We start from the raw sequence: 13,931 nt of genomic DNA, 5'->3' as shown, positions 1-13,931 counted from the left end.
TGGATTCCCAGCCCGCCCGGCGACCGGCGCCGCAGCCGACTCAGCCGTCGCGCCGGTCCTTCCACCGGAAGGTCAGCAGGCACAGCACGAGACCGGCGACGCACCAGGCCCCCAGCACCAGCGCGGTCTTCCCGAACTCCCAGCTTCCCGCCTGCTCGATCACGGCAGCCGACTCGGGCAGGAACACGCCGCGGAAGCCCTGGCACATCCACTTCAGCGGGAACAGCGCGCCGATGGTCAGCATCCAGTCGGGCAGCCCGATTACCGGGATGTAGACACCGGAGATGAACTGCAGGACGAGGAAGGGCAGGACGACCACCGAGGTCGCGCTCCGCCCCGACCTCGGCACACTGCTGATCGCGATCCCCAGCAGCGCGCAGGCCGTGATCCCCAGCAGGAAGATCCACCCGAAGGTCAGCCATTTGACGGCGCTCGTCGGCAGATCGACGTCGTACAGCGTGGTGCCGAACACGAGCAGGACCGCTGCTTCCAGCAGCCCGGTGACCAGCACCAGCCAGACCTTGCCGAGGAAGTAGGCCGCCGGGGGCATGGGCGTGCCGCGCAGCCGGCGCAGCACCCTCTCGTCCCGTTCGATCGCGATGGAGATGCCGAGCGACTGGAAGCTGGTCGACATGATGCCCGCGGCGAGCATCGCGGCGACGTACAGCTGCGAGGCGGTGATGCCGGCGCCCTCCACGTCGTCGCTGAAGATCGAGGCGAACAGCGTCATGAAGACGATCGGGAAGGCGAAGGTGAAGACCACCTGATCGCGCTGGCGGAAGAACTGCTTCAGCTCCAGCGCGCCGCGCCGCAGGCCGATTCCCCACGCGCCGGGCAGCACCGCAGTCCCGTCCTCGTGCATCGACCGGGATGTGACAGCGGTCATCGGGCCTGCTCCTGTCCGGTGAGCCGGAGATAGACGTCCTCCAGCGTGGGGCGGGTGATCCGCAGACCGGGTATCTCGCCGTCGAAGCGGGTGATCAGTCCGGCGACGGTACGGGTCGGGGTCGGCGTGCGCTCCGAGCGCGGGGTTCCGTCTGGCTCCGTCCATTCGACGGTGGCACGGTTGCCGAACCGCTCGCGCAGCGCGGCGGGTCCGCCCTCGGCGACCACCTTCCCCGCGGAGACGACCGCGAGCCGGTCGGCCAGGGCCTCGGCCTCCTCCAGATAGTGCGTGGTGAGCACGATCGTCGTGCCCTCCCGGGCGAGCAGCCGTATCAGCTCCCAGAACCGCCGCCGGGCCCCCGGGTCGAAACCCGTGGTCGGCTCGTCGAGCAGCAGGAGTTCGGGGGAGCCGATCACACCGAGCGCCACGTCGAGACGGCGCCGCTGGCCACCGGAGAGCTCCTTGATACGGGCGCCAGCCTTCTGTTCCAGACCCACCAGCGCGATGACGTCCTCGCAGTCGCGCGGCCTCGGGTAGTAGCGGGCGAAATGCGTCACCGTCTCGCGCACCGTCAACTCGGCGGGCGCGGATTCATCCTGCCAGACGACTCCGACCCGCGAACGCCAACGGCGGCCTGCGGAAGCCGGGTCCACGCCGAGCACCGACACGGTTCCCCCGTCACGGCTGCGATGACCCTGCAGAATCTCCACGGTCGTGCTCTTCCCGGCCCCGTTCGGTCCGAGGATTCCGAACACCTCGCCCGGCCGGATCCCCAGGTCCAGGCCGTCGACCGCGGTCACTTCACCGTAGCGCTTACGCAGTCCGCGCACCTCAACCGCAAAACGAGCCATGGTCCGGATGATCTCGCGGACCGGCGGGTTCCGTACCGGTCGTACACGAGGTTTCGCGTGCACCTTTATGTCCATCGAACAGAAGACTCGCGATGCGGTGCGGCACAATGACCGTGCCCAGCAGGCCACTCACTGATGGAACGGCGATATGACGACTGCAGCGGTAGACCACCCCTCCTCCGACCAGGACGAGGACGACGGGAAGAGGACCATCGGCGGCAGCCGGGCGTTGGCACTGCTGCTGGTGATCACGGGCGCCGCCGGACTCCTCGCCGCCTGGGTCATCACGATCGACAAGTTCAAGCTGCTGGAAGACCCCAACTTCACACCGGGATGCAGTCTCAACCCGGTCGTCGCATGCGGCAACATCATGAAGAGCGAGCAGGCGGCCGCCTTCGGCTTCCCGAACCCGATGCTCGGGCTGGTCACCTACTCGGTGATCATCGGCATCGGTCTCGCACTGCTCGCGGGTGCCCGCTTCCGCAGCTGGTACTGGCTGGGGATGAACGCGGGCACGCTGTTCGGCGTCGGCTTCTGCACCTGGCTCCAGTACCAGTCGCTCTACAACATCAACTCGCTCTGCCTGTGGTGCTGCCTGGCCTGGGTCGCCACGATCTTCATGTTCTGCTACGTCACCACGCACAACATCAAGCACCGGATCCTGCCCGCGCCGAACTGGCTGCGCAACGGACTGACGGAGTTCCACTGGGTGCCGCCGGTCCTGTGGGTCGGCATCATCGGCATGCTGATCCTGACCCGCTGGTGGAACTTCTGGACCAGCTGACGGGGCTGCGGCTCCCGCCGGGCGACCGGCCCGGCAGGGATGTCGGTGCCGTGACATAGGCTTCAAAACGTGGAGCCCGACCTCTTTACCGCAGCCGCCGAAGACCGCCAGGAGAAGGACCCCTCCAGCAGCCCCCTGGCTGTCCGGATGCGCCCCCGCACCCTCGACGAGGTCGTCGGCCAGCAGCATCTGCTCAAGCCGGGCTCGCCGCTGCGCCGCCTCGTCGGCGAGGGGAACGGCGGGCCCGCGGGGCCCTCGTCGGTGATCCTCTGGGGCCCGCCCGGTATCGGGAAGACGACTCTCGCGTACGTGGTCAGCAAGGCCACCAACAAGCGCTTCGTCGAGCTCTCCGCGATCACCGCGGGTGTCAAGGAAGTACGGGCCGTCATCGAGGGCGCCCGCCGCGCCACCGGCGGCTACGGCAAGGAGACCGTCCTCTTCCTCGACGAGATCCACCGCTTCTCCAAGGCCCAGCAGGACTCCCTGCTCCCCGCCGTGGAGAACCGCTGGGTGACCCTGATCGCCGCGACCACCGAGAATCCGTACTTCTCGATCATTTCGCCGCTGCTGTCGCGCTCGCTCCTGCTCACCCTGGAATCGCTCACCGACGACGATCTGCGCGGCCTGCTGCGGCGTGCCCTGACCGACGAGCGCGGGCTGGGCGGCGCAGTGGCGCTGCCGGGGGACGCCGAGGCACATCTGCTGCGTATCGCGGGCGGCGACGCCCGTCGCGCGCTGACGGCGCTGGAGGCGGCGGCCGGAGCGGCGCTGTCCAAGCAGGAGAAGGAGATCACCCTCCTGACCCTGGAGGAAACGGTCGACCGCGCGGCTGTGAAGTATGACCGGGACGGCGACCAGCACTACGACGTGGCGAGCGCGCTCATCAAGTCGATCCGCGGCTCCGACGTCGATGCCGCGCTGCATTACCTGGCCCGGATGATCGAGGCGGGGGAGGACCCCCGGTTCATCGCCCGCCGGCTGATGATCTCGGCCAGCGAGGACATCGGACTCGCCGACCCCACGGCACTGCCCATCGCCGTCGCGGCCGCCCAGGCGGTCGCCATGATCGGATTCCCGGAGGCGGCGCTCACCCTGAGCCATGCCACGATCGCCCTGGCCCTCGCCCCCAAATCCAATGCGGCGACGCTGGCGATCTTCGCCGCCCAGGAGGACGTACGGAAGGGGCTCGCCGGCCCCGTCCCGGCCCATCTGCGCGATGGCCACTACAAGGGCGCGGCCAAGCTGGGCCACGCCCAGGGCTATGTGTATCCACACGACGTCCCCGGCGGCATCGCCGCCCAGCAGTACGCCCCGGACGCCGTCCGCGACAAGCACTACTACCAGCCCACGCGCTACGGCGCGGAGGCGCGTTACGCGGATGTGGTGGAGCGGGTCCGCGAGCGCCTCGGCCGCTCGGGCTCCGACGGCGACGCGAGCCCGTCCACCGACTGAGGAGGACGCCCGCGGATGCGGTGCGGCACGGAGACCGGGGCGACGTCCGTGATCTCCAGCACAGCGGTCGGCCCGTCGCCCTCGGCGTGCGTCGCGGCCCGTACGGCCGGGGAATCCGCGGGGAGTTCGAGGAAGAGATCCCCGTCGGGGCCCACGCTCCTCGTCGACGGCATCAGCCGGCCCGGGTCGGTCCCGTCGGCCCGGGGACGAGCAGCACCGCCGAACAGGTACTCTGTACGAGAGTTCGTGTGCGCTCGGCTGCTGACGGCATCCGAGTGTTTTCAAGCCCGCCGGGACGCGGCTGACCACGATCTGATCGGTCCTCCGTCGTATCGGCACCCTGAGGGGTGTCGACGCTGTCAGTGCTGTCCGTGATGTGTGTGGTGTTCCCCGGGCGAGACATGCGATCTCCTCAAGTAAGGTGAGCCTAACCTAACCTACAACGGAGGTCTGGAGAACGTGCCTAACCAGTCGCGTCCCAAGGTCAAGAAGAGCCGCGCGCTCGGCATCGCGCTGACGCCGAAGGCCGTCAAGTACTTCGAGGCCCGCCCCTACCCGCCGGGCGAGCACGGCCGTGGCCGCAAGCAGAACTCGGACTACAAGGTCCGTCTGCTGGAGAAGCAGCGCCTGCGTGCCCAGTACGACATCAGCGAGCGCCAGATGGCGCGTGCCTACGACCGCGCCAAGAAGGCCGAAGGCAAGACGGGCGAGGCGCTGGTCGTCGAGCTCGAGCGTCGTCTCGACGCCCTGGTTCTGCGTTCGGGCATCGCCCGCACCATCTACCAGGCCCGCCAGATGGTCGTGCACGGTCACATCGAGGTCGACGGCCGCAAGGTCGACAAGCCGTCCTTCCGTGTCCGTCCCGACAACATCGTGATGGTCCGCGAGCGCAGCCGCGACAAGCACCCCTTCCAGGTTGCCCGCGAGGGTGGTTACGCCCCCGACGGCGAGACCCCGCGCTACCTGCAGGTGAACCTGAAGGCCCTGGCCTTCCGCCTTGACCGGGACCCGAACCGCAAGGAAATCCCCGTGATCTGCGACGAGCAGCTCGTCGTCGAGTACTACGCCCGCTGATCCAGGCGTAGCCGCTCTCACCAGCGCTCCGGCCCGCCCCTTCCCGTCGTACGGGAAGCGGCGGGCCGCCGTGTTCTCCCGGGACCCGCCGACGACCCGGGAGAACGCCCCGGCGTCCGCGGCCGGTCCGCGGGCCCGTTCGCCAGCGCCCTGGCCACCGCGCCGCGTCCAGATCGAGCCGCCCGCCCGCGCGCAGCCCCGATTCGTACGGGCCGTCGCCCAGCTCCCGGCGGGCCAGCTCCTCGCACCGGGCCCGAGGCAGCCCGTAGTAAGCCGAACCGAACAGCGGCAGTCCCACCGACGGCCAGATCCGGTCGGCCGCCCCCTGCAGCACGGCTGCCTCCGCCGCGTCCCCCTCGACCGCCGTGACCAGGGCCAGCAGCTCCAGGTCGAGCACCGAGCCGAGCAGATCGTGGAAGGCGTGGCCGATCGCCAGGGACTCCCCGAGCAGGTCCGGGGCCCGGTCGGGCCGGCCCCGTTGCAGCGCCGCGTAGGCCAGTACGTACAGCGCGTACGAGAGGGCCCACCGCTCCCCGTGGTCCTCGCAGATCTGAGCAGTCGCTGTTCCGGAACGCAGAGTTCATGGCTCCAGCCGATGGCCGTACGGAGCGTCTGGTGACGCGCCAGGGCGCTGCGGGTCTTGCCCACTCCGCCCACCCCGAACACGGTGACGAGCCTCGACTTGTTCAGAAGGTGGCCGAGATCCGCCAGTTCGTCCTCCCGCCCGACGAAATCCTTCAGCGGATCCTCGCGAGGAACCCCGGGACTTCGGTCCCGGGAGGAATCGCGTCCTTGGTGGGCGGCGCGGAGCGCCACAGCGTCGCATCTTCGGGCACGGAGTGCCCGCACCGCTGCCCGGTGGAGTTGGGCAAGGAGGAGGGCGCCGGAGTCGAACGCGTGGACTATAGGTCGCTGGTTCGGGCGGAATGTGTGCGGGCCCGGCTGGTTTGTGCGATTGGCGCACTAGGGTCCGTGGTTGTGAAGCTGGTGGTGCGGGTCAAGCTGCTGCCGACGCCCGTGCAGGCGTCGGTGCTTGAGGCGACCCTGACCGCCTGCAACGAGGCTGCGACCTGGGCTGCACAGGTGGCCTTCGACAAGGGCGTGCGCAAGAACCTGCCGCTGCGCAGGCTGACGTACCGGGAGATCAAATCCAGGTGGGGGCTCGGGGCACAGGCCGCCCAGCACGCGATCAAGAAGACCTGCGACGCCTGCACGACTCTGGCGGCAAGCCTCCGCAACGGCCGTTACGGCAAGCGCGTCTCGAAGCGTCATGACCGGGCACCGGCCAAGCCGGTCGTCTTCCGGCCCCGGGCGGCCCAGCCGTACGACGACCGGATGTTGTCCTGGCGGCACGAGGCGCGCACGGTGTCGCTCTGGACCACCGGCGGGCGGATGAAGAACGTGGCCTTCACCGGACAGGCAGAACAGTTGGAGGTCCTGGCCCGGCACCGGCAGGGTGAGTCCGACCTGCTGTGTGAGGGCGGGCAGTGGTATCTGATCGCGACCTGCGAGATTCCCGAGGCCGAGCTGAACGGGCACCCGGCCGTGTTTAGCGGCGTGGATCTCGGGATCGTGAACATTGCTGCCACCAGTGACGGTGCCAGGTACTCCGGGCGCCGGATCAACCGCAGGCGGGCCAAGGACCGGGCTCTGCGTTCCAAGTTGCGGAAGAAGGGCACGAAGTCCGCGAGGCGGCGGGCGAAGAAGTACGCCGGCCGCGAGGCCCGTCGTAACAAGGACATCAACCATAAGATCAGCAAGCGGATCGTGGTGGAGGCTGCACGCACCGGTCGCGGGATCGCCCTCGAAGACTTGGGCGGTATCCGGGAGCGGGCACGGCTGAGGAAGCCCCAACGAACCACGCTCCACTCCTGGCCGTTCGCGCAACTCGGCGCGTTCATCGGCTACAAGGCCCAGCGGGCCGGGGTTCCGGTGGCGACGGAAAGGGGCGCTGGGGGCGTCGCATGAAACACGCAGAGTACTGGCCCCGAAGCTCTCCGTGCAATCTTCTCGTGCCAACTCCGGTCCTTGCCGCCGGTAATGCGGTACGAGGCGCGACCACCGGCGCGATAGGCTCGGATGACGACGACTGGCTGCCGCGGCAGCGGTCGGCGGACCGAGCAGAGACAGACAGTACAGAGACAGCGACAAGCTAGAGAGCGGTGCACTGTGTCCGGTGGAGAGGTGGCCGGGATCCTGGTGGCCGTCTTCTGGGCGATCCTGGTTTCGTTCCTCGCCGTCGTGCTGGTGAGGCTGGCCCAGACGCTCAGGGCGACCACCAAGCTCGTGGCGGACGTGACCGAGCAGGCCGTCCCGCTGCTTGCCGACGCCTCCGCCACCGTGCGCTCCGCGCAGACCCAGCTCGACAAGGTCGACGCGATCGCCACGGACGTCCAGGAAGTCACCTCCAACGCCTCGGCGCTCTCCACCACGGTCGCCGCGACCTTCGGCGGCCCGCTCGTCAAGGTCGCCGCGTTCGGTTACGGGGTGCGTCAGGCCATCGGCCGCAAGACCAGTCCGGAACCGGAACCTGCGCGCCGGCCGTCCCGTCGCACGGTGATCGTCGGCCGTACCGTGCCGTCCGCGCGCCGCGGGAAGCGCAACGGCAGAAACTCCCGCGGATCGAAGGACTGACGCAGCGATGTTCCGCCGTACGTTCTGGTTCACCGCCGGCGCCGCCGCCGGTGTCTGGGCCACCACCAAGGTCAACCGCAAGCTCAAGCAGCTGACCCCCGAGAGCCTTGCGGCGCAGGCCGCCGACAAGGCGATCGAGACCGGACACAAGCTCAAGGACTTCGCTCTCGACGTCCGCGAGTCCATGGCCCGGCGAGAGGCCGAACTGGGCGAGGCGCTGGGCCTGGAGGCACCCGTCGACCCCGAGCTCCCCGTACGGCGCCACTTCGCCGTCGAGGTGGCCGAGTCCGTCGGACCGGACCGGCCGCTCGAAGGCACCCGCTACCGCACGCTCCCCTACAACTCGTACAACCGGAATGAGGACCACTGATGGAGTCGGCTGAAATTCGTCGCCGCTGGCTGAGCTTCTTCGAGGAGCGCGGTCACACCGTCGTCCCTTCGGCGTCGCTCATCGCGGACGACCCGACTCTGCTCCTGGTCCCCGCGGGCATGGTCCCCTTCAAGCCGTACTTCCTCGGCGAGGCCAAGCCGCCCGCCCCGCGCGCCACCAGCGTGCAGAAGTGCGTCCGTACGCCGGACATCGAGGAGGTCGGCAAGACCACCCGGCACGGCACGTTCTTCCAGATGTGCGGCAACTTCTCCTTCGGCGACTACTTCAAGGAAGGCGCCATTAGCTACGCCTGGGAGGCTCTGACGAGCTCCGTGGCGGACGGCGGCTTCGGTCTCGACCCCGAGCGGCTGTGGATCACGGTCTACCTGGACGACGACGAGGCCGAGCAGATCTGGCGCGACAAGATCGGCGTACCGGCCGAGCGCATCCAGCGTCTGGGCAAGAAGGACAACTTCTGGTCCATGGGCGTCCCCGGTCCCTGTGGCCCCTGCTCCGAGATCAACTACGACCGCGGCCCCGAGTTCGGCGTCGAGGGCGGCCCGGCCGTCAACGACGAGCGCTACGTGGAGATCTGGAACCTGGTCTTCATGCAGTACGAGCGGGGCGCCGGCGACGGCAAGGAGGACTTCCCGATCCTCGGTGACCTGCCGTCCAAGAACATCGACACCGGCCTAGGCCTCGAGCGCCTCGCGATGATCCTGCAGGACGTGCAGAACCTGTACGAGATCGACACCTCGATGGCCGTCATCGAGAAGGCCACCGAGCTGACCGGGGTGCGCTACGGCGAGAACCACACCTCCGACGTCTCGCTCCGGGTCGTCACCGACCACATGCGTACGTCCGTCATGCTCATCGGCGACGGTGTCACCCCCGGCAACGAGGGCCGCGGCTACGTTCTGCGCCGCATCATGCGCCGCGCCGTCCGCAACATGCGCCTCCTCGGCGCCACCGGCCCGGTCGTCGCCGAGCTCGTGGACACGGTCATCAAGTCGATGGGCCAGCAGTACCCGGAGCTGATCACCGACCGCAAGCGCATCGAGACCGTCGCCCTCGCCGAGGAGGCCGCCTTCCTCAAGGCCCTCAAGGGCGGCACCAACATCCTCGACACCGCCGTCACCGAGACCAAGGCCGCCGGCGGCAAGGTCCTCGCCGGCGACAAGGCATTCCTGCTCCACGACACCTGGGGCTTCCCGATCGACCTCACCCTGGAGATGGCCGCCGAACAGGGCCTCGCCGTGGACGAGGACGGCTTCCGCCGCCTGATGAAGGAGCAGCGGGACCGCGCCAAGGCCGACGCCAAGGCCAAGAAGACCGGCCACGCCGACCTGTCCGCCTACCGTGAGGTGGCCGACAAGTCCGGCTCCACGGAGTTCACCGGCTACACCTCCACCGAGGGCGAGTCGACCGTCGTCGGCCTCCTCGTCGACGGGATCTCCTCGCCCGCCGCCACCGAGGGCGACGAGGTCGAGGTCGTCCTCGACCGCACGCCGTTCTACGCCGAGGGCGGCGGCCAGCTCGCCGACCAGGGCCGGATCCGGCTCGACACCGGCGCCGTCATCCAGGTGCGCGACGTCCAGCAGCCGGTCCCGGGCGTCTCCGTCCACAAGGGCACGGTCCAGGTCGGCGAGGTGACGGTCGGCTCCACCGCCTACGCCGCCATCGACACCACCCGCCGCCGTGCCATCGCGCGCGCCCACAGCGCCACGCACCTCACGCACCAGGCGCTGCGCGATGCACTGGGCCCGACGGCCGCCCAGGCCGGTTCGGAGAACTCGCCGGGCCGCTTCCGCTTCGACTTCGGTTCGCCCGCCGCCGTACCCGGCACGGTCCTCACCGACGTCGAGCAGAAGATCAACGAGGTTCTCGCCCGCGAACTCGACGTCCAGGCCGAGGTCATGTCGATCGACGAGGCCAAGAAGCAGGGCGCCATCGCCGAGTTCGGCGAGAAGTACGGCGAGCGCGTCCGGGTCGTCACCATCGGCGACTTCTCCAAGGAACTCTGCGGCGGTACGCACGTCCACAACACCGCCCAGCTGGGCCTGGTGAAGCTGCTCGGCGAATCGTCCATCGGCTCCGGTGTGCGCCGCATCGAGGCCCTCGTCGGCGTCGACGCGTACAACTTCCTCGCCAGGGAGCACACGGTCGTCGCCCAGCTCCAGGAGCTGGTCAAGGGCCGTTCCGAGGAGCTGCCGGAGAAGATCGCCGCAATGCTCGGCAAGCTGAAGGACGCCGAGAAGGAGATCGAGAAGTTCCGTGCGGAGAAGGTCCTCCAGGCCGCCGCCGGACTGGCCGACTCCGCCAAGGACGTACGGGGCGTCGCCCTGGTCACCGGTCAGGTGCCCGACGGCACCTCGGCCGACGACCTGCGCAAGCTCGTCCTCGATGTCCGTGGCCGCATCCAGGGCGGTCGCCCGGCCGTCGTGGCCCTGTTCACCACTGCCAACGGCCGCCCGCTGACCGTGATCGCCACCAACGAGGCCGCCCGCGAGCGCGGCCTCAAGGCCGGCGACCTGGTCCGTACGGCCGCCAAGACCCTCGGTGGCGGCGGCGGCGGCAAGCCGGACGTCGCCCAGGGCGGCGGCCAGAACCCCGAGGCCATCGGCGCCGCCGTGGCCGCTGTCGAACGCCTCGTCACCGAGACGGCGTGACGGCGGGGATGACGCAGATGCGCCGCGGCCGTCGGCTCGCGATCGACGTCGGGGACGCCCGGATCGGGGTCGCCTCGTGCGACCCCGACGGAATCCTCGCGACGCCGGTGGAGACCGTTCCGGGGCGCGATGTCCCGGCGGCCCACCGGCGGCTCGGACAGATCGTCCAGGAGTACGAGCCGATAGAGATCATCATCGGCCTGCCGCGGTCCCTCGGCGGCGGTGAAGGACCCGCCGCCGCCAAGATCCGCGTCTTCGCCCAGGAGGTCGCCCGCTCGGTCGCACCCATTCCGGTGCGATTGGTGGACGAGAGGATGACCACAGTGACGGCCAGTCAAGGACTGCGCGCCTCGGGCGTGAAGTCCAAGAAAGGCCGTTCCGTCATCGATCAGGCTGCCGCTGTGGTGATCCTTCAGAACGCTCTGGAGTCCGAACGGTCCTCCGGTAAACCCCCGGGCGAAGGCGTCGAAGTGGTTGTCTGATCGCGATACGGTAACGTTCCGCGCGATGCGGCGGTGTTCGAACAAACACCGCACAGCAAAGAGACGGAATGTCGTCTCGCGGCTCAAGGGGATCGATGACTGAGTATGGCCGGGGCCCCGGCTCCGAACCGTGGCATCCCGAGGACCCCTTGTACGGGGACCAGGGATGGGGAGGACAGCAGCCTGTCCACGGCCAGAACCAGTACGGCGGCCAGCAGCAGCCCTACCCGCACGACCCCTACGCGCAGCAGCAGCCGCCGCAGCAGGACCCGTACGCACAGCAGGATCCGTACGCACAGCAGCAGCCGTACCAGCAGCAGCCGGCGTACGGAGTCCCGCAGGACCCGTACGCGCAGCAGCAGCCCCAACAGCCCCAGCAGCCTCAGCAGCCCCAGTACAACAACGGTGGCTGGGACTCCGGGCAGCAGTCCGCCGGGATGCCCTACGACCCCCAGTCGGCCGACCAGTACGGCGGCCGGCAGGCCGGTTACCGCGAGACACACGACTACTACGGCACGCCGGAGGCCTACCCGCCGCCGCAGCCCCCGGGCCACCGGCAGGCCGTCGCCGAGCAGCCCCCCGCGCAGAGTCCCGACTGGGACCCGGAGGTCCAGCCGGAGGAGACCCACCCCTTCTTCACGGGCGCGGACGACGGGGGCGACAAGGACGACGACTACGACGACGACCCGCGTGAGTCACGCCGCGGCGGCCGCGGCGGCAACGAACGCCGGGGCAAGGGCAAGAAGAAGAACCGCAGCGGCTGCGCCTGCCTGGTCGTCTCGGTGGTCCTGGTCAGCGGCCTCGGGGGAGTGGGCTACCTCGGATACTCGTACTGGCAGGACAAATTCGGCGCGGCACCCGACTACGCGGGCAGTGGCTCGGGGTCGGTCGAGGTGGAGATCCCCAAGGGTGCCTTCGGCTCCGACATCGGCAACCTCCTGAAGACGAAGGGTGTCGTCAAGAGCGTCGACGCGTTCGTCTCCGCGCAGAACGACAACCCCAAGGGCAAGTCCATCCAGGCAGGCGTCTATCTGCTCCACGAGAAGATGTCCGCGGCCGAGGCCCTGAAGATGATGCTCGACCCGAAGAGCCAGAATCTTCTGATCATTCCCGAGGGCTATCGCAATGTCGCCATCTACGCGATGGTCGACAAGAAGCTGGGTCTCAAAAAAGGAACGACCAAGGGAATTGCCACGTCCAAGGCGTCCGGCCTCGGTCTGCCCGACTGGGCGAGCAATGGCAAGGACATCAAGGACCCGCTGGAAGGATTCCTTTACCCGGCGGCCTATCCGGTCACCAAGGAAACCAAGCCGGAGGCCCTCCTGAAGAAGATGGTCTCCCGCGCCAACGAGGAGTACGACAAGCTAGACATCGAGGGAACGGCCAAGAAGTACAACCTGGACGGTCCTTGGCAGGTCCTCACTGTCGCCAGCCTGGTCCAGGCGGAGGGCCTCACGCACGACGACTTCCGCAAGATGGCCGAAGTCGTCTACAACCGCTTGAAGCCGGACAACGCGGTCACGAACCGTAAGCTTGAATTCGACTCCGCATTCAATTACCTCAAGAATCAGAGCGAGATCAAGATCCGGTCGAGTGAGATCCGGACCAACCCGGACCCGTACAACACCTACTACCACGCCGGCCTGCCGCCCGGTCCCATCAGTAATCCCGGCGACGAAGCCCTGCGTGCGACGCTCAATCCCACCGGCGACGGGTGGATGTTCTTCATCTCGCTCGACGGCAAGAAGACCCAGTTCACCAAGACGGCCGCCGAACACGAGAAGCTCAACCAGAAATTCAAGGAACAGCATGGCCTCGGCTGACCCGCGTCACCGGGCGGCCGTCCTCGGCTCGCCCATCGCCCACTCGCTCTCCCCGGTCCTGCACCGGGCCGCGTACGCCGAACTCGGCCTCACTCACTGGACGTACGACCGGTTCGAGGTCGACGAGGCGGGCCTTTCAGCCTTCATGGAGGGGCTCGACTCCACCTGGGCCGGGCTCTCGCTGACCATGCCACTCAAGCGCGCGATCATCCCGCTGCTGGACTCCATCAGCGAGACCGCGTCCTCGGTGGAGGCCGTCAACACGGTCGTTTTCACCGAGGACGGCCGACGGACCGGCGACAACACCGACATCCCCGGCATGATCGCCGCGCTGCGCGAACGCGGCGTGGAGAAGACCGACTCCGCCGCCGTCCTCGGTGCCGGGGCGACCGCTTCCTCGGCGCTTGCCGCACTGTCCGAGATCTGTACGGGACCGGTCACCGCGTACGTCCGCAGCAAGGAACGGGGCCAGGAGATGCGCGGCTGGGGCGAATGCCTCGGCGTCGACGTGCGGATCTCCGACTGGGCGGAGGCCGGGCAGGCGCTGCACGCCCCGCTGGTCGTCGCCACCACTCCGGCCGGTGCCACGGACGCGCTGACCGGCGCCGTGCCGGACCGGCCGGGCACGCTCTTCGACGTGCTGTACGAGCCCTGGCCGACCGGTCTCGCGGCCGCCTGGGCGGCTCGTAACGGCACAGTCGTCGGAGGTCTCGACCTTTTGGTGCACCAGGCCGTCCTCCAGGTCGAGCAGATGACCGGCCGTGCGCCCGCTCCGCTCGTGGCCATGCGGCAGGCCGGGGAAGCGGCGCTCGCCGCCCGCTGACCCCCTCGCGCCCGCGACGGAAGGCGTCCGTCTGCTGGATCGGCGACCGGTTCACGCCCCTGGGCGTGGGAGGATCGAAGGCG

12 protein-coding genes and 2 pseudogenes are annotated in these 13,931 nt (G+C 68.9%); 10 read left to right on the top strand and 4 right to left on the bottom strand.

Annotated elements, in window-relative coordinates:
* Positions 1–40 precede the first annotated feature (40 nt).
* The gene (locus tag OH735_RS06020; protein WP_406380092.1) at positions 41–886 is read right to left on the bottom strand and encodes an ABC transporter permease; all 846 of its coding nucleotides are present in this window, start codon (positions 884–886) and stop codon (positions 41–43) included.
* Positions 883–1,737, bottom strand: a complete 855-nt coding sequence (locus OH735_RS06015) for an ABC transporter ATP-binding protein (RefSeq protein WP_406380090.1) — start codon at positions 1,735–1,737, stop codon at positions 883–885. The genes OH735_RS06020 and OH735_RS06015 overlap by 4 nt, the downstream gene beginning before the upstream one ends.
* Positions 1,738–1,885: 148 nt before the next feature.
* Here OH735_RS06015 and OH735_RS06010 point away from each other — a divergent pair, with 148 nt between their 5' ends.
* The gene (locus tag OH735_RS06010; protein ID WP_406380088.1) at positions 1,886–2,521 is read left to right on the top strand and encodes a vitamin K epoxide reductase family protein; all 636 of its coding nucleotides are present in this window, start codon (positions 1,886–1,888) and stop codon (positions 2,519–2,521) included.
* A 69-nt stretch (positions 2,522–2,590) separates the two neighbouring features.
* Complete coding sequence (locus tag OH735_RS06005) at positions 2,591–3,973, top strand: replication-associated recombination protein A (protein ID WP_406380087.1); 1,383 nt, start codon at positions 2,591–2,593, stop codon at positions 3,971–3,973.
* Here OH735_RS06005 and OH735_RS06000 read toward each other — a convergent pair.
* Positions 3,946–4,244: pseudogene (locus tag OH735_RS06000) on the bottom strand (DUF2470 domain-containing protein); the annotation flags it as partial. The gene OH735_RS06005 and the pseudogene OH735_RS06000 overlap by 28 nt on opposite strands.
* A 188-nt stretch (positions 4,245–4,432) precedes the next feature.
* Between OH735_RS06000 and rpsD the strand changes: the two are divergent.
* Positions 4,433–5,047 (top strand): 30S ribosomal protein S4, encoded by a 615-nt coding sequence (rpsD, locus tag OH735_RS05995; protein WP_030918857.1) that lies wholly within the window; start codon positions 4,433–4,435, stop codon positions 5,045–5,047.
* Between the two features lie 17 nt (positions 5,048–5,064).
* Here the strand turns inward: rpsD and OH735_RS05990 are convergent.
* Positions 5,065–5,600, bottom strand: a pseudogene (locus OH735_RS05990) (regulator); the annotation flags it as partial.
* 419 nt (positions 5,601–6,019) lie between these two features.
* Here OH735_RS05990 and OH735_RS05985 point away from each other — a divergent pair.
* The 7 genes from OH735_RS05985 (at position 6,020) to OH735_RS05955 (ending at position 13,848) form a co-directional block, all read left to right on the top strand.
* Positions 6,020–7,015 (top strand): RNA-guided endonuclease TnpB family protein, encoded by a 996-nt coding sequence (locus OH735_RS05985; RefSeq protein WP_406380085.1) that lies wholly within the window; start codon positions 6,020–6,022, stop codon positions 7,013–7,015.
* A gap of 216 nt (positions 7,016–7,231) precedes the next feature.
* Complete coding sequence (locus OH735_RS05980) at positions 7,232–7,681, top strand: DUF948 domain-containing protein (protein ID WP_406386430.1); 450 nt, start codon at positions 7,232–7,234, stop codon at positions 7,679–7,681.
* A 7-nt stretch (positions 7,682–7,688) separates the two neighbouring features.
* Entirely contained in the window at positions 7,689–8,051 is a 363-nt protein-coding gene (locus OH735_RS05975; RefSeq protein WP_406380083.1) for a DUF6167 family protein, read from the top strand.
* Positions 8,051–10,720: an alanine--tRNA ligase gene (gene alaS / locus OH735_RS05970; RefSeq protein WP_406380081.1), complete on the top strand. Its 2,670-nt coding sequence runs from the start codon at positions 8,051–8,053 to the stop codon at positions 10,718–10,720. Before OH735_RS05975 ends, alaS begins: the two co-directional genes overlap by 1 nt.
* Positions 10,721–10,728: 8 nt before the next feature.
* On the top strand, positions 10,729–11,202 hold the full coding sequence (ruvX, locus tag OH735_RS05965) for a Holliday junction resolvase RuvX (RefSeq protein ID WP_406386429.1): 474 nt from the start codon (positions 10,729–10,731) through the stop codon (positions 11,200–11,202).
* Positions 11,203–11,297: 95 nt separating this feature from the next.
* A complete protein-coding gene (mltG, locus tag OH735_RS05960) occupies positions 11,298–13,025 on the top strand; it encodes an endolytic transglycosylase MltG (protein WP_406380079.1) in 1,728 nt (575 codons plus the stop codon).
* Positions 13,012–13,848, top strand: coding sequence for a shikimate dehydrogenase (locus OH735_RS05955; RefSeq protein WP_406380077.1), 837 nt, complete (start codon positions 13,012–13,014; stop codon positions 13,846–13,848). Before mltG ends, OH735_RS05955 begins: the two co-directional genes overlap by 14 nt.
* Positions 13,849–13,931: the final 83 nt, after the last annotated feature.

It is taken from the genome of Streptomyces sp. NBC_01618, assembly GCF_045209435.1.
Classification (GTDB): domain Bacteria; phylum Actinomycetota; class Actinomycetes; order Streptomycetales; family Streptomycetaceae; genus Streptomyces.
This window is presented reverse-complemented; position numbering and strand designations above follow the sequence as displayed.